The organism is Acinetobacter sp. YH12058 (assembly GCF_013419805.1).
Classification (GTDB): domain Bacteria; phylum Pseudomonadota; class Gammaproteobacteria; order Pseudomonadales; family Moraxellaceae; genus Acinetobacter; species Acinetobacter towneri.
In genome coordinates, this window is sequence record NZ_VOZL01000008.1 from 68,629 (window position 1) to 91,624 (window position 22,996).

Annotated in this window: 21 protein-coding genes; 8 read left to right on the forward strand and 13 right to left on the reverse strand. The window is 41.4% G+C overall.

The genetic code is table 11. The annotated features are described in order from the left end of the window. Nucleotides 1-9: 9 nt before the first annotated feature. The 3 genes from pgsA to uvrC form a co-directional block, all read right to left on the reverse strand. Nucleotides 10-597, reverse strand: coding sequence for a CDP-diacylglycerol--glycerol-3-phosphate 3-phosphatidyltransferase (pgsA, locus tag FTU09_RS06940; RefSeq protein ID WP_004975835.1), 588 nt, complete (start codon nt 595-597; stop codon nt 10-12). Nucleotides 598-702: 105 nt separating this feature from the next. After that, nucleotides 703-1,497 (reverse strand): thioesterase family protein, encoded by a 795-nt coding sequence (locus FTU09_RS06945; protein ID WP_096901351.1) that lies wholly within the window; start codon nt 1,495-1,497, stop codon nt 703-705. Between the two features lie 224 nt (nt 1,498-1,721). Beyond that, entirely contained in the window at nt 1,722-3,521 is a 1,800-nt protein-coding gene (uvrC, locus tag FTU09_RS06950) for an excinuclease ABC subunit UvrC (protein ID WP_004975832.1), read from the reverse strand. 185 nt (nt 3,522-3,706) lie between these two features. On the opposite strand from uvrC, the gene FTU09_RS06955 reads away from it, so the two are divergent. Further along, on the forward strand, nt 3,707-4,771 hold the full coding sequence (locus FTU09_RS06955; RefSeq protein WP_180079882.1) for an AAA family ATPase: 1,065 nt from the start codon (nt 3,707-3,709) through the stop codon (nt 4,769-4,771). A 358-nt stretch (nt 4,772-5,129) separates the two neighbouring features. Here FTU09_RS06955 and FTU09_RS06960 read toward each other — a convergent pair whose 3' ends face one another. Together FTU09_RS06960 and lpxO are read right to left on the reverse strand one after the other, a co-directional pair. Beyond that, nucleotides 5,130-5,546, reverse strand: coding sequence for a PH domain-containing protein (locus tag FTU09_RS06960; RefSeq protein WP_131260939.1), 417 nt, complete (start codon nt 5,544-5,546; stop codon nt 5,130-5,132). 114 nt (nt 5,547-5,660) lie between these two features. Beyond that, on the reverse strand, nt 5,661-6,575 hold the full coding sequence (gene lpxO, locus FTU09_RS06965) for a lipid A hydroxylase LpxO (RefSeq protein ID WP_178318334.1): 915 nt from the start codon (nt 6,573-6,575) through the stop codon (nt 5,661-5,663). A 485-nt stretch (nt 6,576-7,060) separates the two neighbouring features. Between lpxO and fadB the strand changes: the two genes are divergently transcribed. Together fadB and fadA are read left to right on the forward strand one after the other, a co-directional pair. Next, nucleotides 7,061-9,214 (forward strand): fatty acid oxidation complex subunit alpha FadB, encoded by a 2,154-nt coding sequence (gene fadB, locus FTU09_RS06970; protein WP_179993495.1) that lies wholly within the window; start codon nt 7,061-7,063, stop codon nt 9,212-9,214. Between the two features lie 12 nt (nt 9,215-9,226). Then, nucleotides 9,227-10,399: an acetyl-CoA C-acyltransferase FadA gene (gene fadA, locus FTU09_RS06975; protein WP_004975824.1), complete on the forward strand. Its 1,173-nt coding sequence runs from the start codon at nt 9,227-9,229 to the stop codon at nt 10,397-10,399. 145 nt (nt 10,400-10,544) lie between these two features. On the opposite strand, the gene FTU09_RS06980 is transcribed toward fadA, so the two are convergent. Then, the gene (locus tag FTU09_RS06980) at nt 10,545-10,817 is read right to left on the reverse strand and encodes a hypothetical protein (protein ID WP_004975814.1); all 273 of its coding nucleotides are present in this window, start codon (nt 10,815-10,817) and stop codon (nt 10,545-10,547) included. A 108-nt stretch (nt 10,818-10,925) separates the two neighbouring features. Further along, the gene (locus tag FTU09_RS06985; protein ID WP_104852942.1) at nt 10,926-11,675 is read right to left on the reverse strand and encodes a hypothetical protein; all 750 of its coding nucleotides are present in this window, start codon (nt 11,673-11,675) and stop codon (nt 10,926-10,928) included. Between the two features lie 253 nt (nt 11,676-11,928). Here FTU09_RS06985 and FTU09_RS06990 point away from each other — a divergent pair, with 253 nt between their 5' ends. After that, a complete protein-coding gene (locus tag FTU09_RS06990; protein WP_004975810.1) occupies nt 11,929-12,630 on the forward strand; it encodes a DsbA family protein in 702 nt (233 codons plus the stop codon). 172 nt (nt 12,631-12,802) lie between these two features. Here the strand turns inward: FTU09_RS06990 and FTU09_RS06995 are convergent, their stop codons facing one another. Continuing rightward, the gene (locus tag FTU09_RS06995; RefSeq protein ID WP_004975809.1) at nt 12,803-13,003 is read right to left on the reverse strand and encodes a dodecin family protein; all 201 of its coding nucleotides are present in this window, start codon (nt 13,001-13,003) and stop codon (nt 12,803-12,805) included. Nucleotides 13,004-13,377: 374 nt separating this feature from the next. Here FTU09_RS06995 and FTU09_RS07000 point away from each other — a divergent pair, with 374 nt between their 5' ends. From FTU09_RS07000 to FTU09_RS07015, 4 genes are all read left to right on the forward strand, one after another. Then, the gene (locus FTU09_RS07000; protein WP_019836107.1) at nt 13,378-13,542 is read left to right on the forward strand and encodes a hypothetical protein; all 165 of its coding nucleotides are present in this window, start codon (nt 13,378-13,380) and stop codon (nt 13,540-13,542) included. Nucleotides 13,543-13,869: 327 nt separating this feature from the next. Further along, the gene (locus tag FTU09_RS07005; RefSeq protein ID WP_104852940.1) at nt 13,870-14,049 is read left to right on the forward strand and encodes a hypothetical protein; all 180 of its coding nucleotides are present in this window, start codon (nt 13,870-13,872) and stop codon (nt 14,047-14,049) included. A gap of 10 nt (nt 14,050-14,059) precedes the next feature. Then, entirely contained in the window at nt 14,060-15,559 is a 1,500-nt protein-coding gene (locus tag FTU09_RS07010) for a hypothetical protein (protein WP_180079884.1), read from the forward strand. Between the two features lie 94 nt (nt 15,560-15,653). Beyond that, the gene (locus FTU09_RS07015; RefSeq protein ID WP_180079886.1) at nt 15,654-16,799 is read left to right on the forward strand and encodes a hypothetical protein; all 1,146 of its coding nucleotides are present in this window, start codon (nt 15,654-15,656) and stop codon (nt 16,797-16,799) included. 141 nt (nt 16,800-16,940) lie between these two features. Here the strand turns inward: FTU09_RS07015 and htpG are convergent, their stop codons facing one another. The 5 genes from htpG to FTU09_RS07040 all read right to left on the reverse strand — a co-directional run bounded on the left by htpG (nt 16,941) and on the right by FTU09_RS07040 (nt 22,996). Beyond that, on the reverse strand, nt 16,941-18,857 hold the full coding sequence (gene htpG / locus FTU09_RS07020) for a molecular chaperone HtpG (protein WP_180050049.1): 1,917 nt from the start codon (nt 18,855-18,857) through the stop codon (nt 16,941-16,943). Between the two features lie 94 nt (nt 18,858-18,951). Continuing rightward, on the reverse strand, nt 18,952-19,296 hold the full coding sequence (locus tag FTU09_RS07025; RefSeq protein WP_180060566.1) for a lysozyme inhibitor LprI family protein: 345 nt from the start codon (nt 19,294-19,296) through the stop codon (nt 18,952-18,954). Between the two features lie 175 nt (nt 19,297-19,471). Beyond that, nucleotides 19,472-20,065 carry an OmpW family protein gene (locus tag FTU09_RS07030; RefSeq protein WP_180079889.1) on the reverse strand — a complete coding sequence of 198 codons (594 nt, stop codon included), beginning with the start codon at nt 20,063-20,065 and terminating at the stop codon, nt 19,472-19,474. Nucleotides 20,066-20,637: 572 nt separating this feature from the next. Next, on the reverse strand, nt 20,638-22,014 hold the full coding sequence (locus FTU09_RS07035; RefSeq protein WP_179989533.1) for a Na+/H+ antiporter family protein: 1,377 nt from the start codon (nt 22,012-22,014) through the stop codon (nt 20,638-20,640). A gap of 91 nt (nt 22,015-22,105) precedes the next feature. Then, nucleotides 22,106-22,996: an alpha/beta fold hydrolase gene (locus FTU09_RS07040; RefSeq protein WP_180079895.1), complete on the reverse strand. Its 891-nt coding sequence runs from the start codon at nt 22,994-22,996 to the stop codon at nt 22,106-22,108.

The following is a 22,996-nucleotide window of genomic DNA, read 5'->3' on the forward strand; positions in this document are numbered from 1 at the left end:
TCACGATATTTAAGGTTGTTTCAAATATGGCCATGCCGCTTTTAAATAAATAAACATCGACCAAAGCGTTAGAATTACAGCAGTATAGAGCAACAAATAAGCCACCATTTCCAATGGTTGCCAGTTCAATAAGAACACTGAAATCGCAATCATTTGGAATGCTGTTTTATATTTCCCCACTGTAGACACCGCCACACTGGTACGTGCGCCGAGTTCAGCCATCCACTCTCGTAAGGCAGATACGGTAATTTCACGGGAAATAATTACAATCGCGGCAAAAGCCATAGAAATAGTCGGTTGCCATTGCACTAAAACAATCAATGCCGCAGCGACCATAAGTTTATCGGCCACAGGGTCTAAAAAGCGCCCAAATGCAGAGGTCTGATTCAAAGTACGTGCCAAATAGCCATCAAACCAGTCGGTCACAGCAGCAATCACAAAAATAGACGTCAAAATAATATGACGCGTCATGCCACCATCATAACCATTTACGCCCATTGCAGGCGGCCAATACGCCACCAACAAAAAAACAGGAATCAAGGCGATTCGAGCCAAAGTTAATATATTTGGAATGTTCAGGATACGACCTGTTGTCATAGACACCGCCAATGTTTCCCCTCTTTACGCTGCATATTCACAAGTTTTTTGAGGATTTGTCATCGTGAATAGGCTTCACTTTATACGAAATGCTAGTAGGTGTCACTAGGCAAACACGGTGATGGTCTGTCGGGCAATCGCTATTAGCCGATCCTGATCATCCCATAAGTGCGCATATTCTGTGGCATAACCACCGCTAGCATGATCGGTAAAAACTTTATATTTCATCCAATCTTGCAGCTGATTTTGCAAAGGATTGACATAGGTCACATGCCAAGTCAGTGAACTGGCAGGAGCGAGCTGCTCAAACATCGGCAGTACTCCAGGCGGCCACATATCAAAAGCCACCATCAAATCGGCAATGGTCATGGCACGATTCGTATGCTGTTTTGGGTTAAAACGCATCCAGCCTGCAAAATCAGGTTTATGACTAGCAGTAAACGGATATTGTCCTTCAGACCAAACCAAATCCATCTGCTGAAAACATTCAGGTGCTAAAGGATGATGCTGTGTAACAGGCAATTCCGTTGCAGGTGGAAAATTGGGCGCAGTACGTTCTTGTTGCACCACAATGCTGGATTCACGTGCCGCACCAAAACTGGCAATTAAAATGCTTTGTACTGCATCATCCTGCCATAAACGAACTTCGACACTGGTCACAGATTTGCCTTCACGCAGAATTTCCGCCGTGAGCCGTGCCCGACCTTGTTGCACAGGTCCGACAAACGTGACACTGCTGCTTAGCAAGCGCTTTTTCGGATCGGCAATACAAAGCTGGGCTTTTTGCATCATCAAACCTGCCACCAATCCACCATAAATAGTGCGCCCCTGTAACCACCCAAGCGGGATGTCTATCCATTCTTGCTCGGCAATGGCTTGATAGGTCTGTAGCAACGACATAGCTTTTCCTTAAACAATGTTGTGGTTGATATTACAGGGTTTCGATCTGATGTGAATGTTCAATGACGACAGAGTCAATGCACTTTTTTGCTATTTACCTTTGTAGAAAATACTGCTTTTTATGCAGTAAATAGGGTCTGTTGACAATTCGTCTATGTTTGCGACGTGAGAGATATATCTCGCAAGATTTTTAGCTAATATAAGGCATGAGGCAGGAAATTTAGTCATTCATGCAGCACTTTATAAATCGTACGCGCCATTACTTCACCCAGTCCAGGCACCAAAGTCAGCTCTTTTTCTGAAGCTTTGAGTACGCCTTGTATACCACCAAAATGAGTGAGTAAATCACGACGCCGTTTTGGCCCCAAGCCTGGAATCACCTCAAGTATCGATGAACCACGTTTTTTATCACGTTTGGCACGGTGCTTGGTAATTGCAAAACGGTGTGCTTCATCACGTACCTGCTGAATCAGATGTAGCGCCTTATGATCTTCAGGCAGCTGAATTTTGCTGCCATCGGTAAAATGTAGCGTTTCTAGACCAGGTTTGCGTCCTTCGCCTTTGGACACCCCAATCATAAAGGCATCCAATCCTAACTCCTGCATGACCTCCATCGCCATATTCAACTGCCCTTTACCGCCATCAATCAGCAATAAATCGGGCAGCATGGCTTTTTTATAACGGCGCGTTAAAGCTTGGCGCATGGCAGCATAGTCATCTCCAGCCTGAATATCCTGAATTGAAAATTGTCGATAATCACGTTTGCGAATACCACCACTGTCAAATACCACGCAAGATGCCACAGTGTCTTCGCCCATAGTGTGCGAAATATCAAAACATTCAATCCGATCAATCGGGCGTCCAACCACTTGCTCTAACTGATGAAAACGCTCATTTAATTCAAAGTGATTGGCGAGTTTACCTTTAATGGCATGCTGCACATTCATTTGTGCCAATTCTTGCCACTCGGCACGGGTTTCACGCACTTTATGTTTAATTTGAATTTTTTTATCGAAGTGTTGCTGTAAGGCTTGTTCCAACTCTTTGCAATCTGCCACTTCCACATTAACAATCAATTCCGCTGGAATTTCATCGGCCACCTGAAAGTAAAAGTTGGCAATAAAATCGGCCAACATTTGCCCCAAATCATCGCCCAACATATCAGGAAAATAGCTTTTACCACCCAGCATTTTGCCATTGCGCACATGCATAATTTGCACACAGGTCACACCTGCCTGATAAGCAATTGCGATAATATCGGCTTCGCCTTTGAGTTTATAAATGGCTTGCTGTGCCTGCACATCACGCAACAAAGCCATACGGTCACGGTAAAAGACTGCTTTTTCAAATTCCAACGCTTCGGCTGCAGCTTCCATTTTAGCAATCAATTGCTGATTCAGTTCTTTACTATCGCCCTGTAAAAATCGAATCGAATTATTAACATCTTCTTTATATTCTTCGGGCGAAATCAATCCTACACACGGTGCCGAACAGCGTTTGATCTGATATTGCAAACACGGACGCTGCCGTTGAGCAAAATAACTGTTTTCACACTGCCGCACATTAAACAGTTTTTGTAACACCACCAAAGTATCGCGGGCATTGTACGCACTCGGATAAGGCCCAAAAAACTTGCCTATCTGATGCTTGCCTTTGCCGCGTCCACTGGCAATACGCGGATAAGGCTGATCTGCCGACACAAAAATATAAACATAGGACTTATCATCGCGCAGCATAATATTGTACGGTGGACGATGCAGCTTAATCAGATTTTGTTCAAGCAATAACGCTTCAGTTTCGGAACGCACCACCAAAGTTTCAATATCATAAATACGCGCCACTAAAGCCTGCGTTTTAGGATGCTCGATGGTTTTGACAAAATAACTCGACACTCGGTTTTTTAAATTTTTGGCTTTGCCGACATATAACAACTCCCCGTCTTTACCCAACATACGGTAAACCCCTGGCAATTGGGTCATATTTGCCAAAATTTTCTCGATATGCTCACCTGCGTTTGGGTTCACGAGTCATCCTATTCTTGCTACATTCTTTACATGATGTGCTGCTTTATCTGATTTTTTCAAGCTTTATCCTGTGGCATAGCGCATGATCTATCCACTAAAACGATCAGCTCAGTGCTAAAAACGATCAGTCGGCAACACAAGATTTGCTATGCTCAGGCATCTTGTCAGCAGAAGGAAAGTGCAGGATGACGACCGCACCACACGGCATACCGACCATTCAATCCGCAACGTCCCAGCCGATCAGTACACATCAGTATGTATCCGCCAAAGACCGTTTGATTGGCAAGCCGCGCTTTCATTTTGAACCTACACAAGTCATGCAATTGTTACGTCAACGGATTATTGGACAAGATGCAGCGCTGAATGAAATCGAAAAAATGCTGTATGTGGTCAAGGCCGATTTCTCCAGCACAGAGCGACCACTTTCAGTGACTTTAATGCTTGGCCCGACAGGTGTTGGCAAGACCGAAACGGTGCGCCTGATTGCCGAAGCCATTTATGGTCGCCCCGATGCCTTCTGCCGCATTGATATGAATACCTTGGCGCAGGAACACTATGCGGCTGCACTCACAGGCGCGCCTCCTGGCTATGTCGGCTCTAAAGAAGGCCATAGTTTATTTGATGAAACTACGATTGCAGGTTCGCACACCCGCCCAGGCATTATGTTATTTGATGAACTGGAAAAAGCCTCAAGCGAAGTGATACGTGGCTTAATGAATGTGCTAGATACAGGCAAACTGACCCTGACTGCAGGCACCAAAACCATCGACTTTCGCAATTGCATGATTTTTATGACCAGCAATGTGGGTACTCAAGCCGCACAACAATACTTAGATAAATTGAATCTGTTGCCGCAAAAAGTACAACAACTGTGCTTAAAACGCATGCCCACACAACGGATCATTGAAAAAGTCATGCAGCGTAAATTTGACCCTGAATTTTTAAATCGGATTGACCGTAGTTTGCATTATCAAGCGGTATCTGCTGATGCCCTGCCGCAATTGGTTGAAATTGAATTGGAAAAGTTAAACCATCGCCTGCAGCATCAACAGCGCCAAGTCGAACTCACTGCAGCAGCTAAAGCCTATTTTTATCAGGGGCATGATATTCGTTACGGCGCGCGGCATTTGGGGCGTAAAATTCGTACTGAACTTGAACCCATTTCAGCTTTATATTTTTTAAAGTATCCTGAAAAATCGGAAATATGTGTAGATTGCAGTGCAAATCAATTGCACCTCAAAATAGAATAAGCCCGCGACTTATGCTGCGTGAATCTTGAGAATGCCGCTCTGCTCATCCTCAAAGTTTTGATGCTTATTTTTGCTTAAAAAGCCTAGGGTCTGTTGACAATTCGTCTATGTTTGCGACGATGCATATTTTTTAGCTGATATAAGGCATGAGGCAGGAAATTTAGTCATTCTAAATGACTGACTCATAACGCAATAGCAGCAAAAAATATGCTCGTCCTGAAAGGCTGTGGCTAAAACTTTCTCAGATTGCGTTATGAAACTTGGCAATAGTCTCGCTATTCCCTGCGTTTCATGCCTGATCTGCTCAGTTTTAGCCTACAGCGCAAGCCATTTATGAAATGTCAACAGACCCTAGGGATTAGTCGGTAATTTCCATTCCCAAGGCTTGACTAAATTTGGTCTGATCTTTAGGTGAAACCAATACAAATTTTGGCTGCCCCGCTAGAAGATAATCAATTTTTAAACGCTTCAGCGACAAAGCAGGTGACGCTACCGAATTATTGGTTTTAGATATTTTTTGAATACTGTCGCGTGGAATGTCCCATTTTAAAAACATGCAACGGATCTGCAAGCGTTCTGCATCGACCTGATAGCGCGTATTGAACACAGGCCACCACAACACAAAAATGGTAATGAAATACACCCCTGTGTGCACAGGAAATGCTGGCATCGTGCCTTTGGCGTACATGGTCAGCAATAACTGAATCAATAGACCAGACATACAAATCACAAAAGCCAAAACCCACCAATCTTTTTTAGAACGAAACGTTTGCATAAAAATTCCCCTATTTACTTCATTCTATACATAAAAGTAGGTCTGGATTAAAGCTCGTTGCTGAAATTGCTCAAAAATGTCATAAAAAAACGCCCCGAAAGGCGTTGTAATACTCTAAAACACATAAGGGCGAATAAAAATTAAGAAGAAAATCCCGAGCATTAAAAACCATTTTAAGAAATAGTACACACGACTATTTTTAGCTTTTAAAGCCTTGGCTTTTAAACGCACTTGATAGACATAGCCAAAGACTTTATTTAAGCCACCCGTCTGATCGCCTGCTTCATTCGGAGAGCTTGCTGCGGTCATCACATTTTTGCCAAACCAGTGATTAAACTTTTGCATCCAGCGAGATTTTAACGGACGCTCGACATCGGCAAAGAAAATAATACGGTTTTGAGAAGTGCCATTTTCAGCATAGTGAATATAGGTTTCATCAAACACCACACTTTCACCATCACGCCATGAATACCGCTCACCATCGACATCAATAAAACAACGGTCATCATTTGGTGTCATCAATCCCAAGTGGTAACGCAATGAACCTGCGTACGGGTCGCGATGACGCACTAAACGACTGTCGGGCGCTAGTTCAGTAAACATCGCCGCCTTAATGCTAGGCAAAGTTTTTAATAATGCTGTGGTTTTTGGACATAATTCTGCTGCTGATGGATGCGCGGAGTCATACCATTTTAAGTAAAAGCGCTTCCAGCCTGTTTTAAAGAATGAGTTAAAACCCAAATCATCGTAAGTACTTGAAGCTTTAATACCACCCTGTTCATATAAAGCTTTGGCTTCATCACGAATCATTTCCCAATTGTCATCCAAAACCTTTAAATCTTGAAAGTGCTGGGTGTCGATATACGGTTGATTTGGTACTTTAGAGAACAAATACATTAAATAGTTGATCGGTGCGAGGATGGTAGAATGGTCAAAAAACTGACGATAAAAACTATGACGCACCTTGCCGCGCTGTTGAATATACAGCGCTGAAGCGATAAAAATCGCCAAAATAATCCACTTCAACATAGAACAACCTAAATTGCTGAAAACAGCTAAAATTCAAAATGTCGCATATTCTACTCAATTTCAGCGCATGAGGTCATAGCAGAAAATAGAACACAGCATTGCAAATCGCTATCCCCCCTATCCAGCTTCACGCTTTAAAACATCACCATCCAAACGATGGATTTACTTTTCTGTCCAAAACAACCCACTGATAACATCTATTTATCAAGCTTTTCTAAATCGAAAATGCAATACAACCTGATTAAAAATAAAAGAGAAAACAATCACTTTCATCTTGCTTTAAACATAGGATTTTAAAATCGGGTCAAAAAGCAATTCCGCGCTATGAGAAAAATCATGACCCTTGCGTCACGGCTTGATACAACTTGCTATATTTTTTTTCGATATAGTTATCGTAAGATTAGCGAGGCATATATGTGTGCAGGACTATCGCACACGCTTCATAACATCAACTTAGAAGTCCTCCAAAATAAAGGAGATCAGGCATGATCCACGCTGGCAATGCCATTACCGTCCAAATGCTTTCGGACGGAATTGCAGAATTCCGCTTTGACTTACAAGGTGAGTCGGTCAACAAATTTAACCGTGCAACGATTGAAGACTTTAAAGCTGCGATTGAGGCTGTTAAAGCAAACAATGAAGTGAAAGGTTTAATCGTCACTTCTGCGAAATCAACCTTTATCGTGGGTGCAGACATCACCGAATTTGGCGCAAACTTCGCTCAAGGCGAACAAGCCATTGTGGATTGGGCATTGCCTGTTCACGACATCTTCAATGCTTTTGAAGATTTAGAAATTCCTAAAGTTGCTGCAATCAATGGTATGGCATTGGGCGGTGGCTTTGAAATGTGTTTGGTATGTGACTACCGTGTCATGTCAGACCAAGCACAAGTGGGCTTACCAGAAATCAAACTCGGTATTTTCCCAGGCTTTGGTGGTACGGTTCGTTTAAGCCGCGTTATTGGTATCGACAATGCGGTTGAATGGATGGCAATGGCCAACCCTAAACGTCCTGATGCTGCACTTAAAGACGGTGCTGTAGATGCTGTAGTTGCTGCAGATCAATTACAAGCGGCTGCGCTTGATTTGGTTAAACAAGCCATTGCAGGTCGTTTGGACTGGAAAGCAAAACGCCAAGAAAAATTAGACCCAGTGAAATTGAACCCACTTGAACAAATGATGGCGTTCAACACTGCAAAAGGTGCGGTATTAGCCAAAGCGAATCCTGCACAATACCCTGCACCAAAACTCATGCTTGATTCTTTACAAGCAGGTGCAAGCTTGCCACGTAATGACGCACTCAAAGCGGAAGCGGAAGGCTTTGCTAAAGCTGCGGTAACGCCACAAGCAGGCGCGTTGATTGGCTTGTTCATCAACGACCAAGTGGTGAAGAAGACCTCGAAAAAATATGAAAAAGGTGCGCATCCTGTTAACCAAGCGGCTGTACTCGGCGCGGGTATCATGGGTGGTGGTATTGCTTACCAAGCGGCAAGCAAAGGCACACCAATTATCATGAAAGACATTGGCAATCCACAATTGGCATTGGGGATGTCTGAAGCAAACAAATTGCTGACCAAGCAAGTTGAACGTAAAAAAATGACACCTGCCAAAATGGGTGAAACTTTGGCACGTATCCGCCCAACTTTAAGCTATGACGAGTTTAAAGAAGTAGATATCGTGATTGAAGCCGTGACTGAAAATCCGAAAGTCAAAGGCATTGTGTTGGCTGAAACTGAAAAATCAGTACGTGAAAACACCATTATCGCGTCAAACACATCAACCATTTCGATTACACGTTTGGCAGAAAACCTACAACGTCCAGAAAACTTTGTCGGCATGCACTTCTTTAACCCAGTGCACATGATGCCATTGGTAGAAGTGATTCGTGGTGAAAAAACTTCACCTGAAGCGATTGCGACTACTGTGGTGCTTGCTCAGAAAATGGGTAAAACACCAATCGTAGTGAATGACTGCCCAGGCTTCTTGGTGAACCGCGTATTGTTCCCTTACTTTGGTGCATTCGACTTGTTACTTAAAGATGGCGCAGACTTCCAGCAAGTTGACAAAGTCATGGAAAAATTCGGCTGGCCAATGGGTCCTGCTTACCTGATGGATGTTGTTGGTATCGACACGGGCGTTCACGGTGCAGAAGTCATGGCAGAAGGTTTCCCAGACCGCATGAAGCCAGACTATAAAGGCTCAATCCAAGTCATGTACGAAAACAAACGTCTTGGTCAAAAGAATGACGTAGGTTTCTACAAATATGAATTGGATCGTAAAGGCAAAAAAGCCAAAGTGGTCGACCCAACTGCGTATGAGCTTGTAGCATCTGTAGCAACATCTGAAAAACGCGAATTTGATGCACAAGAAATCATTGACCGTATGATGCTTGCGTTCTGTAACGAAACTGTACGTTGCTTAGAAGACAACATCGTGGCGACACCATCTGAAGCAGATATGGCGATGATTATGGGCGTAGGTTTCCCTCCATTCCGTGGTGGTCCATGCCGTTACATCGACCAAACAGGTGTTGCTGAATATGTTGCGCTTTGCGACAAGTATGCACACTTAGGAAAAGCTTATGAAGCGCCACAAATGTTGCGTGACATGGCTGCTAACAACAAAAAATTCTACGGTTAAGGAGCAACGTGAATGGCTACTTTAAATCCACGTGACGTTGTCATCGTTGATGGCGTACGTTCTGCAATGGGTAAAACCAAAAACGGTATGTTCCGCAATGTACGTGCTGACAGTCTATCGGCTGAATTGGTTCGTGCTTTAGTTGCTCGTAACCAGTTTGATGTCAACGAAGTTGAAGATGTGATCTGGGGCTGTGTTAACCAAACCCTAGAACAAGGTATGAACATTGGTCGTAATATTGCTTTATTGGCTGATCTTCCAAAAACAGTAGCGGGTCAAACTGTAAACCGTCTGTGTGGTTCTTCAATGCAAGCGATCCACACCGCTGCGGCACAAATTGCAACCAATCAGGGTGATATTTTCATCATTGGTGGTGTAGAGCACATGGGCCATGTGGGCATGATGCACGGTATCGACATCAACCCTGCTGCATCGAAGCACTATGCCAAAGCCTCAAACATGATGGGCTTAACTGCTGAAATGTTGGGTCGCATGAACGGTATTTCTCGTGAAGAGCAAGATGCCTTTGGTGTGGAATCACACCGTCGTGCATGGGCTGCAACGCAAGAAGGCCGTTTTAAAAACGAAATCATTGGCATTGAAGGTCATGATGCAAACGGCTTTAAACAACTATGCGACATCGACGAAGTGATTCGTCCAGATGCTAACCTTGAAGCATTCCAAGCTTTACGTCCTGTATTTGATCCGAAAGGCGGTACCGTAACTGCGGCGACATCTTCAGCATTGTCTGATGGTGCTTCTGCGATGTTGCTTATGTCTGCTGAACGTGCACAAGCATTAGGTTTGAAACCACGTGCGGTGATTCGCTCTATGGCCGTTGCAGGCTGTGATGCAGCAATCATGGGTTATGGCCCAGTACCTGCAACGCAAAAAGCACTTAAACGTGCGGGCTTGTCAATTGCAGACATTCAAACCTTTGAATTAAACGAAGCGTTTGCTGCACAAGGTCTATCTGTTCTAAAAGGCTTAGGCATTTATGATCAGCAAGATCGTGTGAACTTGAACGGTGGTGCAATTGCACTCGGTCACCCATTGGGTTGTTCAGGTGCGCGTATCACCACCACGTTATTGAACGTGATGGAACAACAAGACACGCAAATTGGTCTTGCGACCATGTGTATCGGTCTTGGTCAAGGTATCGCGACAATTATTGAGCGTGTGTAAAAAGTCTTCGTAATAAAAAAATCCTCGCATCATGCGGGGATTTTTTATTTTGTTGTTTTGAGCTGTTCTAATTTTTAAATTTTATTCTTTTGCATTGTTATCTTGAAGACTAGATGGCTGATCAGTTGTGATTTACCTGCACGGCTTAAACCAACAACTCCCCCATCAACCAGGTCATATAGCGTTCTTTATCCATAAAGTCTGGGGCGCTGCCTGTATCCAAGCAATAATATTGTTGATTAAATTCAATCACAATTTGTTCAGTCTGATGCCAATCTTCAACCAAACGAAAGTGCTGATTAAAGAAGTAACGGTTCTTGCCCCAATTATTTAAATTTTCGAGTTTCGGGTAGTTTTTATTTTCTAAGAATTGCAAATACAGTTGTTGAATATCATCAAAGACTTGAATGCTGTTCATATTGGACCTGCCTAGCTGAGCAATTAAATCAACAGGCACAGTTTAGGCAAGAGATTTGAATGGCAGATGACATTCTTTTGACAATTTGATGTAAGGATTTGCCAGACCTTACAACTTGCTTTCCAGTGCCCGCTGATGCTGCTGAGTGATCTCTTGCATTTGCGTATTGAGCTGCACCATCTCTTGATATACCGCATTAAATTCTTTCAAGGCTGCATCTTCATAGAACATGAAGGTATTGTTTTTGAGCTCCCATTTATTGTTTTTTAAAATTGCAAACAACACATACGCCTTACCCAAATTTTTCTTTTCCAATTCAAATAATGCGTGTCCTTGGTCATTATGGCGGCTTTCTAGCAAAGATTCTGCTAAATGACGGCGCAAATTATGATTGATTTCAAGATTCTCAATCTGCTCCAAAGCCATCGCTTCATGCTGTTCTAAATGTTCCTGATACAGCTCTACCATGGCACGTACTTGCACCAACATGGCTTCGGTATCGGCATAGTCTTGTTTTTTATCTGCAGCAAGTCGTTGAGGATCTAAAAACTGATCCCAATTCAAGGCTTTTAATTCACGTAAATAGCTATTGCGCGCTTCGGCACTTTGCACCATGTGACTCAAGACAAAACTCGCCATAATTTGATAGTCGCCATCTAAACGATTATCTTTTAAGTCAATTTGAATCGGCTTAGACCAATCCTGTGCCTGTACAAAAATTTGTTCGGCTTTTTCATAAATCACATTTTGATAAGCATGCAATTGAGTGACTTGTTTTTGCTGCTGTTGATATTGATAAAACATCCCGCCAAAAATCAGCAGCGTTGCACATCCTATAATTAGCACTATACGTCGCATGCGTGCCCTCTTATTTTTTAGTATTTGCAATATCTTAGCGTGAAGCCTGTCACATTTGTATAGCATTTTATGCTTATTTTCTAATGCAGCCATTAGAATATAGTGAAATAAATCAATTCATTTATACCTTTATATGATTCTGTATCCATGACGCTATTTGACCAGATGCTCAAAAATAAGTTTAGCATCGCTTTATGCTTTAAATTTTATGTAACATCCCCATCTTAGTAAAAAACAGAATTTGAGATTGTTCATGCGCGTTGATATTTGGTCAGATATTGTTTGCCCGTTTTGCTATATCGGCAAAAAACGTTTAGAGGCTGCTGCTGAAGAAGCAGGTGTAGAATTAGAAGTGCATTGGCACAGTTTTGAACTCGATCCAGATGCGCCACCGCGTCAGGAAGTGTCCAATTCAGAGCGTTTGGCACAAAAATATGGGCGCAGCCTTGCCGAAGTAGAAGACATGCAGCGTAATATTGCCGAAATGGCAAAAGCTGAAGGCATTGACTTTCAATGGGAAAATGCCAATTCAGGCAATACCTTTAATGCCCATCGTTTGGTGCATTTGGCGCAAAGTAAAGGCTTGGGCAGCGAAGCCAAAGAAGCTTTTTTCTATAGCTATATGACTCAAGGTTTGGCAATTGGCGAGCGTGAAACACTAGAAGATGTTGCATCACGTATTGGGCTGAACCCTGTAGAAGTGGATGATGTTTTGGATTCTGACGAATATGCCGACTTTGTAAAATTTGACCAAGAAGTTGCACGTGAACAATTAAACGTCACTGGCGTACCGTTCTTCGTATTTGATCAGCGTATTGCTTTAGCAGGTGCGCAGCCACGCGAAGTTTTTGTGCAAGTTCTGCAAAAAGCCCTTGAAACAGCAAGCGAGCTAGAGCTTGAAGATGCAGCAAGCTGCGATGCAGAACAATGCGATGTATCTGAACCTAAAGCTTAAGATTGAAATACAGACAAGGCTGAATAGTGTTCTTCCGGCTGATTAGACGCACAAAAAAATCCCATTACGGGATTTTTTTGTGCTTTTAAAATGGGTCAAAGTTCCAGCTTTGCCCCGCAACCATGCTTCGGTTAGTTGTCATCTTACTATGCTTCGTTAATGAAGCGAGGTGTTATTCAACCAAGAAGCTGATTTTTAAATTGACCCGATACTCCGTGATTTGATTGTCTTTAACCACCACTTTTTGTTCGTTAATCCACGCCCCTTGGACATTTTTAATTGTTTCTGTCACTTTAGCGATTCCAGTCTGAATCGCGTCTTCAAAACTTTTTGTACTGCTTGAATTAACTTCAACTACTTTTGCAATTGCCATGATTTTCTCACTGTCCTTTATCGTTATTGGAATTCCATCATAGATTAAAAAAACCGCATTTTTAGACTGTTTAACCAATCACAGCCAAAACATTACATGATTTCACACTGTCAAAAACTGTCACCATTCACCCGCATTTCAGACTTATCTAAATACAAATTTTGCAGACATCTCAACCATTTAAGCCTACACAAAAAACTAGAGCTAAAACTCTAATATATTGTTTTATATTGCTATTTTTAAAATAATTGCCGAAATGATCATTTTGTAAATTTTAAACTTTGTTATGATTCATGTGAATTTTTTATTTCGTTTGATCTCCCTACGATGTCTATTCTTCTGCCTAGACATTAACACTTTGGATGGATATTCCCATGAATATGTTTAAATCTGTTTTGATGGTTTCACTTTTAGCAATTGCTGCAAATGTATCTGCTCAAATTGTGCATGTACCTGATTTTCCAACTCAAAAAGTGAATACAGAATCGGCTGCATCTGAAGCTGTTGTAAATGAACCAACTTCGCAAAAGGCAGCTTAAGTTACGCGTTTTATCCACTAATTTTAGCTGTATTAATCTCTCCCATTTCTCTCCCCAAACAGCAGTCTAAAGCAGGCTGCTGTTTGTTTTTCTAATGCTAAATTTGCTTTAAATCGTCCATGCAACATCTAAAAACTGTGTTCTACCCAATTGCTAATACTTTTTTGGCACTGCGATTTAAATTTTTTTGATTATTTTTCATATAAAAAGCGCATTTTTTGTCAATAATGTCTAAAAAAGCACAAAAGCTGACAATTTTTAGCATGTATTTTTTAATTAAATCCATATAATTAAAGTGATTTTTTTTCATTGCTATAGCAGATGCCTATGCAACAACTTCAAGCACTTATACAAAGAAAAATTCCACCTCAAGCGATTGAGGTCAACCATTTAATAGAATTAGCCAAACACTATCCTCAACCACAATCGGCAGAATATAAATTGATTGAATTGGCTCTGAATATTGTCTTGGCAGATTATTTGGAAAAAGCACAACAACATATTTAAGTATGCATCAATGAATACACTAGAAAAATCACTGTTGATTAAAGAATTACGCGACTTAATTGATGCTTTAACGCATAAAAGACTCAGTCTGTATGAAACAGCCAAAGCCAAAGCACGCATTAAAGAAATTTTTATGCTGTGCGATAAACCGATTTTTCAAAAACAGTTGCTCACATTTAAAGCCTCACAAAATCCAATTCAAACTGCGGTAACTTTTGCAGAACAAAGTTTATATGCACAATCTTTTCGTGGCGTATTTACACAACTTGAAGCACTTGAAACAGTACTTTATCAACAGCCTGAAGCAGGTTGGGCGATTTTGTATCAACCGAGAGCAGGTTGGCAAATTTGGTTAATTCCTGCTGCAGACCGCACTGCTCTGCTAAGCGAATTTCAAGATTTAGAGCAGGTCTATCGCTGGATGTTGGAACAGCAGCAACAGTATCACTGCCTTCAAACCGATGCAGAACTGAAACAAGCTGCAGTTCTAGAAGCTGCGCAAACTCAGCCAGTCTTTGTCACTGCAGACTTGGAAGAAAATAAAGCTGTAGATTCGCCAATTCAATTTGAATTCATTACAGACCACATCGCTACAGAAGAAGTTGCCTCGTCTGATACTCAAGTTGTGGACGTGGCTAAAGATGAACTTACAATTGAACCGACAGCAGACCAAACGATCATTTCCAACGCAATACTGAATACAACTCAGCCTGACACAACGACAATAGATACTGCCCCACCAATAACAGCTGTCACGCCAAAACCAAACGCCAACTCAGCTTATAACCTATTGTTAAACCAATATAGCTGCCCAATTTCTGCGCTCAATCTTAGTCAAAATGAGTCAGCACAGTTGTATCGGGTCTTTTTGCCTGAAGCGCCAGAAGTCACGCAATATGCCGATGTGTTAGTGCATTTGTCTGATCCCGAAGAAGATCAGCAACAGGTGTTGGCGCGTGCGGTATATTTGGCAGAACAAACCAATACGCAAGGACGCTTTATTAAATATGTGGTACTGCTTGGCGCATTAGATCAAATGCAAGCGATTCGTTTGACTCAAAACTTTTGCCAACAGTTTGAACATGAAATTGCAGCAATACGTGAAATTTCTTGGGAAAAATTACAAGAACATTTATTTGATTTCGATCAGCTTTTTCAATGCTATAGTCATGATGCTCAAATCGTGTGGCAGCAAGAGCATTATTTTCCTTTCATTCCGATACAGCACATTCAAACTACTAAGTTTATTCAGTTTGAAGAAAGTGAAGCACAGAGTCATACCCCTTTGATTTTACTGAAAGAACGACAAAAAATTCGTGTGATTCATGGTCAAAAGCGCTTACAACTGTCCCGTACTGAACAAGCTATACCGCACATTTTATTAGATCGACAACAAGGTATTAGTTGGCAAATGATTCAAAAAGTCATCTCCCAATTACAGCAACCGATTGATGCTTTGCAGTTATGCCAAGCACTTCAAATGTATCAAGAAAAAGAGGTTTCTGCCTAAAAACTGCCGTTTATATTATGATTTTGTAGCCAAGTCTTGCTTTTATCTCATAGATTTTCAACACTAACAAAAATGGCTTAAAGATCAGTAAATAATGTCAAGAATAAAGCACACATCGCCTTTTATATTAAGCTGTCTCTTAAGTGGGGTCGCAGGCATCACTTTTGCACAAGAATCAACTCAAGCAGTGGATCAAGCCCATACGTCACTGCCACCTTATGAATTGCCTGTCGCTCCGCCAAGTGCAGTAGATAAAAGCAGTTTTTATTACACGATTCCACGTTGGATTGATGCTACACCGACGGTGTTACCCGAACAATCCAATGAACCCATTGTACCTGCCACCGCAGAAACGGAACATTTAACTTGGTTCGATCAACGTCAAAAAAATATTCGCAACTGGGCAGATAAAACAGCACATAAACTGGATAACTGGTTTGGTGAACCAAGTCCTGAACAGCCTGCCTCAGCCACTTTGCGGGTTTTGGTCGATAGCAGTTGGGATAAGCATAATGAATATGAAGTCAAACCTCGTATTCGCGGGAAAATCAAACTGCCTACGCTTGAAAATAAACTCAGTGTGGTCTTTGGTGATGACTCGCTCGATAACGAATTGCAAAATAACGTCGCCATTACCAACGAAAACCCAGCGCATGATGCAGACAAAACTGTAGACAGCAAACGTAGCCGTGAAGACAACAGCTCTTTAGCTCTGCGTTGGTCTAATTTTGCCGAACGCCTGCCTTTCGAGACTGATGCCGATTTAGGGGTACGTTCTGGCGATGATATTTATCTGCGTTTAAAAGCCTCTAAAGACTGGACTTTGGAAAATGATTTCTCTTTTCATGCCGAACAAATTTATCGTTATGGCATCGACAGTGAAAATTATCTCAGAACCAACTTGGAGCTCACGCACGCACGCCCCAATCAGGCTTTCTTGTCCAATCAATTTAGCCTGACCTATGCCGATGAACAAGATGATGATTTGGTTTGGGACAACTACACCTTTAGACAACATCAATTCTTTGCAGGCAACCGCTTTAACTATGGCATTTATACAGGCGGTTATTATCACGATGATGACTTACGTTTAAATCGTTGGGGGCCATTTGTCTCTTGGCGTCAACCATTTTTACGTGAATGGTTCTTTATTCAGGGCGATGTCAATTATTTAAATGATGATCGCGCAGATCGTAATCATTATCTCGGTGCTTTAGTGCGTTTAGAAGCCATTTTCTAAACAGGTAACATCTACAATCAAGCCAAATTAAAAAAACCAAGTCTTGCGAACAGGACTTGGTTTTTTTGCAAGATGATCTTGCAAGATGACGATGCATTATTTGTACAACGCATCATCGATCATGTTCATGCGAAAGCAGACTTACTTTAACAGTAAGCTATTAATACGTTTCACATATTCCGCTGGGTCTTCAGGCAAGCCACCTTCAGCAATCACAGCTTGATCAAAAATCACATGCGCCAAATCATCAAATTGATTGGAGTCCTGTAATTTTTTCACCAAAGGATGCTCTGGGTTGATTTCCAAAATTGGCTTCATATCAGGTACAGCTTGCCCTGCATCCTTCAACATACGAATCAATTGTGGTGACAGTTCACCTTCACCTGTTACCAAACAAGCAGGGGAATCAACCAAACGTGTAGTCACACGCACTTCTTTGGTTTTACCGCTTAAAGATGCAGACAATTGCTCAACCACAGGTTTAAATTGTTCTGCAGCCGCGTCTAAAGCTTTCTTCTCTTCAGCATCTTGTAGATCGCCTAAATCAACCGCACCTTTAGATACGTTTTGCATTGGCGTGCCATCAAACTCCTGCACAAAGTTCATCGCCCACTCGTCTACGCGTTCTGCCATCAACAACACTTCAATGCCTTTTTTCTTAAACAACTCCAACTGTGGAGAATGCTTTGCTGCGTTCAAGTTGTCTGCCGTAACGTAGTAAATGGCTTTCTGACCTTCTTTCATTCGCGCTTTATAGTCCGCCAATGAGGTACTGATGTCATCATTACTTGAAGTAGCGTAGCGTAATAATTTCAGGATACGTTCACGGTTGCCAAAGTCTTCGCCTAAGCCTTCTTTTAAAACTGAACCAAATTCTTGATAGAATTGCTTAAATTTTTCTTGGTCTTTTTCATCTTCAGACTTGGCTAAATTGTCCAACATGGTCAACACACGACGGGTATTGCCTTCGCGGATGGTTTTAACATCACGGCTTTCTTGCAATAACTCACGGCTCACGTTCAATGGCAAATCGGCGCTATCCACCACACCTTGCACAAAGCGCAGATAATTTGGAATCAGGTTCTCTGCCTCATCCATAATAAATACGCGCTTCACATACAATTTAATCCCCGCTTTGGCTTCACGAGTAAAAATGTTGTGCGGTGCTTTACTTGGCACATACAACAACTGGGTGTATTCAGTACTGCCTTCAACACGGTTATGCGCCCATGCCAATGGTGCGTCAAAATCATGACTGAGGTTTTTATAAAATTCGATGTACTGTTCTTCACTAATTTCGTTTTTATTGCGCGTCCACAACGCACTGGCCGAGTTAATTGCTTCCCATTCATCAGTTTTCACATACTGACCTGCTTTCGGCGTTTCACCTTCAGCTGCTTCTTCTTGCTGCCACACTTCTTTCTGCATTTGAATTGGCAAACTGATGTGATCAGAGTATTTATTGATGATCTGCTTAACTTTGTAGCTTTCTAAATAATCCAGTGCATCTTCACGCAAATGCAAAATAATATCGGTACCCCGTTCTGCTTTGTGAATTTGCTCGACATCAAACTCGCCCGTACCCGCACTGCTCCAACGCACGGCTTCATCTGCAGCCAATCCCGCACGGCGTGATTCAACGGTGATTTTATCCGCCACGATAAAACCCGAATAGAAACCCACACCAAATTGACCAATCAATTGCGCATCGGCTTTTTGATCGCCCGTTAATTTAGACATAAAGTCTTTGGTGCCGGATTTGGCAATGGTACCCAAATGCTCAATTGCTTCCTGTTGGCTTAAACCAATGCCGTTATCTGAAATGGTTATGGTTTTCTGATCTTGATCTAAACGAATACGCACACGTAAATCAGGATCATTTTCATAATATTCAGGATGATTGATACCCTCAAAACGTAATTTGTCGCAGGCATCTGATGCGTTAGAAATCAGTTCACGTAAGAAAATTTCAGGGTTGGAATAAAGAGAATGGGTCACCAAATGTAATAACTGCGCCACTTCGGCTTGGAAACTGTGTTTTTGGCTTTGCTCGCTCATTCATCACTCCTTAAATTCATAAACATGGTTATTGTTGGATGTGTTAATGAATTGGAGTGATTACCAGATTTTTCAAGCCTAAACCCAGAAAAATTTAAAAAGGCGCACGTTGATAGACCTGATTTAAATGATACTCTAATTTCTGCTGACGCAAATTATACACTTGGGTTAAACAATCGACGGAAGCGCCACAACGATCACGCAACTCTAACCAACGCAGTTGTTCATCACGAATTTGTGAGCGCGTCCCCATAGCGACCAAACGGCTGACGATACGATAGGTGGTGGCCATTTTCACATCGGCATCATTGACCGCACGATGTTCACAAATGGCATGTTCCGTTTGTGTTTTGGCTTTCTCACAAGAAAAACTTGCCGCATGCCCCGCAACACTTAGCATTAAACCAAGACACACTAACCAACCATATTTGATCGACATGAACGAATTCCTTCTTTATTGTTCTTTACTTTATCTTTCAGACTGTAAATGAACATGGCATATGCTCTCAATTTTTTCATTCGCTACATTTGTTATTTTTTTGCAATAAAAAAAACCCCACCCTAAAGATGGGGTTGCGCTGATTTTTATTATTATAAAGAGCTACATTTTATAATTAGAATTTGTAGCTATAACCGATGGTGTATACCATTGGGTCGATGTCTAAATCGAATTTATGGTTACCTACATCAACTAAAGTTACTTCAGGACTCAATTGTGCATAACGTGCATCAACGAATACGCCCCAGTTTTTCGCATCGGCTGGCTGAAAGTTAAAACCGATTTGACCTGCAAAACCAAAATCTTCTTTAACTTTAACTTTACCTAATGCATCTGATTTTTCATCCCATGCAACAAATGCTGTACCACCCACACCGATATATGGCGTAAAACCAGTTGAATTTTTAAAGTGATATTTAGCAGTTAACGTTGGCGGTAAATGCTTAATCTTAACAGCAGAATCACCATTCACTAACACATCGTGGCTAATTGGCGTAGCCAACAATAATTCTGCAGAAATATTGTCATTAAAGAAATATTCTACAGATGGTGTAAATGCATATTCATGATCAGCCTCAACATTAAGACCTAATGTTGTACTATCTTGAGTTGGAGAAATAACCGAGCCACCAACTTTAACTTGCCATTGACCTGCCATAGCAGAAGCAGACATTCCCATTAATGCAATTAGAGCAACTTGCTTTAACATTTCAAAACCACCTTTAGAATAAAAATCTTAACGCTTAATTAATATTAAACACGACCACTATTAATATGCAACACATATTAAACATAATATTTTAATTATTTTATAAGCTATTCATTATTATATAAATTTATTTTAAATAGACCAAATTACTTGGTTTTAAAATCCGAGTTAATTAATAGAGTTTATATTATTATTTCCCGACTATATTACTCAATTTTATTTTAAAAATATATTAAAAGATTTATTTAAAATACATCTTATATTTATTTAAAAACTAACACAAATTTATTTTAAATAGATTAATTCACTCAGACTTTCTATTTTTAAATCATAGAAAATCAATAAAATTATCCAAATTAAATAAAGAGAATTAAAATCATCTTCATTCTAATATTAGAAGTTGATGACAACGAAAAATGGATCATTTTGTTAGAGAGTTTGAATTTTGTATTGGGTTTCAATCGGCAGATGTAAGGATGAACTTGAGGAAGATTCTTCTTGTCGTTTTAGCACGATGCTGCAACGTGCCCAGTCTATTCTGAACACGTGCGCTTAAAAATTTTGGTGATAATTTACAGCACCATCGCTGCAATCCAACCAAAAATCATCAATGGAATATTAAAGTGAATAAAAGTCGGTACCACACTGTCCTTCATGTGGTCGTGCTGCCCATCCATATTTAAACCCGAAGTTGGCCCCAAGGTTGAATCCGATGCTGGAGAACCCGCATCTCCTAAGGCTGCTGCTGTACCAATAATCGCAATGGTTGCTGCAGGGCTAAAACCGAACTGCAAACATAAAGGCACATAAATAATCGCTAAAATAGGCACGGTAGAGAAAGATGAGCCAATCCCCAAGGTGATTAACAAACCAATCAATAACATTAAAAATGCAGCCAAAGCTTTGCTATTGCCAATCCATTCCACCGACGCTTCTACCAAAGCAGGCACTTGATTAGTCGCTTCAATCACTGAAGCGAAACCTTGTGCAGCAATCATAATAAAGCCGATGAGTGCCATCATACGCATACCTGTAATGATCACATCATCTGCTTCTTTCCATTTGAAAATTCCCGCACAGCTTAAAATGGCAACACCCACCAAACCTGCCAGAATCATCGAATCTGAATACAATTGCACCGCCAAGGTTGCAATAATCGCAAACACTGCCATCCACAAGGTAAATTTTGCAATCTGAGGCGCTTGTAGGGTTGGCGCGGCGGTATTTGCATTGAGCTCACTCGAAATGCTTTGGGTACGCTCTACCTGCACATCTTGATAATGTCGAGGCTTACGATAGCTCACAAACAACGCGATCAATAGCCCAATAAACATCCCAAACACAGGAATAAACATGGCAGCAGGAATATCTTCATTTTGAATGGCAAAACCATACGGAGCACCAAAGGTGTTGATATTGTGCGCCAAAATATCATTCAGAAAGATTGCACCGAAACCCACAGGAACAAACATATAGGTGGCAACCAAACCAAAAGTCAGCAAACAAACCACTGCACGACGGTCTAGGTTTAAATGATTGAAAACACTTAATAAAGGTGGAATCAATACAGGAATAAATGCAATATGTACAGGGATTAAGTTTTGTGAAAATACCGCTGCCAAAGCCACAGTAAAATAAATCAGATATTTAACGCGGTTCTGTACCTTAGTATTACTGCTACCTGTTAAAGTGCGAATCAGCTTATACGCCAATAAGTCTGGCAAACCTGAACGTGCCAAAGCCAAAGCAAATGCACCTAAAATACCGTAAGCAAGAGCAATTTTAGCGCCACCACCTAAACCATTATTAAACGCATCTAAAGTGCCTTGTAAGCCTAAACCAGCCAGTAAACCACCTGAGACTGCACCAATAACCAAGGCAAAAACCACAGGCACACGAGCCAACGACAATCCGAACATGATTGCAATGGCAGCAAGAATTGCGAACATAAGAGATGAAAATTCAAAAAAGAAGCTATTTTATCAGAGATTATGCAGATTGGAGTTGACCAAACATTCAACTCCGACAAGCGTTTCTGATTTAAATTGCTGCAGCATGTGAATTTGCATGACCTAAAGCAAAATCACGGATGGCAGTAGCAACTGCTTGCGGCTGACTAAGAATCGCCCAGTGATTAGCTGCCAATTCCACACGTTGAAAATCATCTACCCAAAGCGACATTTCATCAATCAATTCAGCACCCACAAATTGATCATATTTCAAGACAATAGCTTGCACAGGACAAATTGCATAACGTTGACGCGGCTTTAATAAACGTGGGATAAAATTGGCACGATATAAATTGACGCCATAGCGCCCATCTTTGCGGATATTAGGATTGATCGCAATATCTTGATCGCGTTCTAAGCGCATCACTACCTGACGCCATTGTTCAGGTTGAAAGAACTGCCAAACTGTAGGCGCAAGTGCAGGAAGTTGAAAGGCAGCAATATACCAAGATTTACGCATTTGTTTGAAAAATTTAATTTTATTTTCAGAAAACTGCTTACGCATCCAGAACGCTGCATGATCCAAACATGGGCCTGAAATACTGCTGTACGATAAAATTCGTCCCTTTAATTCTGGATCCGTCACTGCTTCCCAAGACTGAATTGAACCCCAGTCATGAGCTGCCAAGTGAAATGCACGCTGCCCCAAAACGGCATTAGCAACAGCCATTAAATCTGCAGCCAATTGAGCCAAGCTATAGACACGAATGGATTTAGGAATGGAGGATTGTCCCGCACCACGTACATCGTAACTCACCACATAAAAATCTTGCACCAACACGGCAATCACTCGTTCCCAGACTTCTTGGTTATCTGGATAGCCATGCAGCAAAATCAATGCAGGTGCTGTTTTTTCACCCCAAGTTTTGACATAAAGCTGTTGATAATCTGAGGTTTCAATCCATTGCGTTTGTGCTTGCAT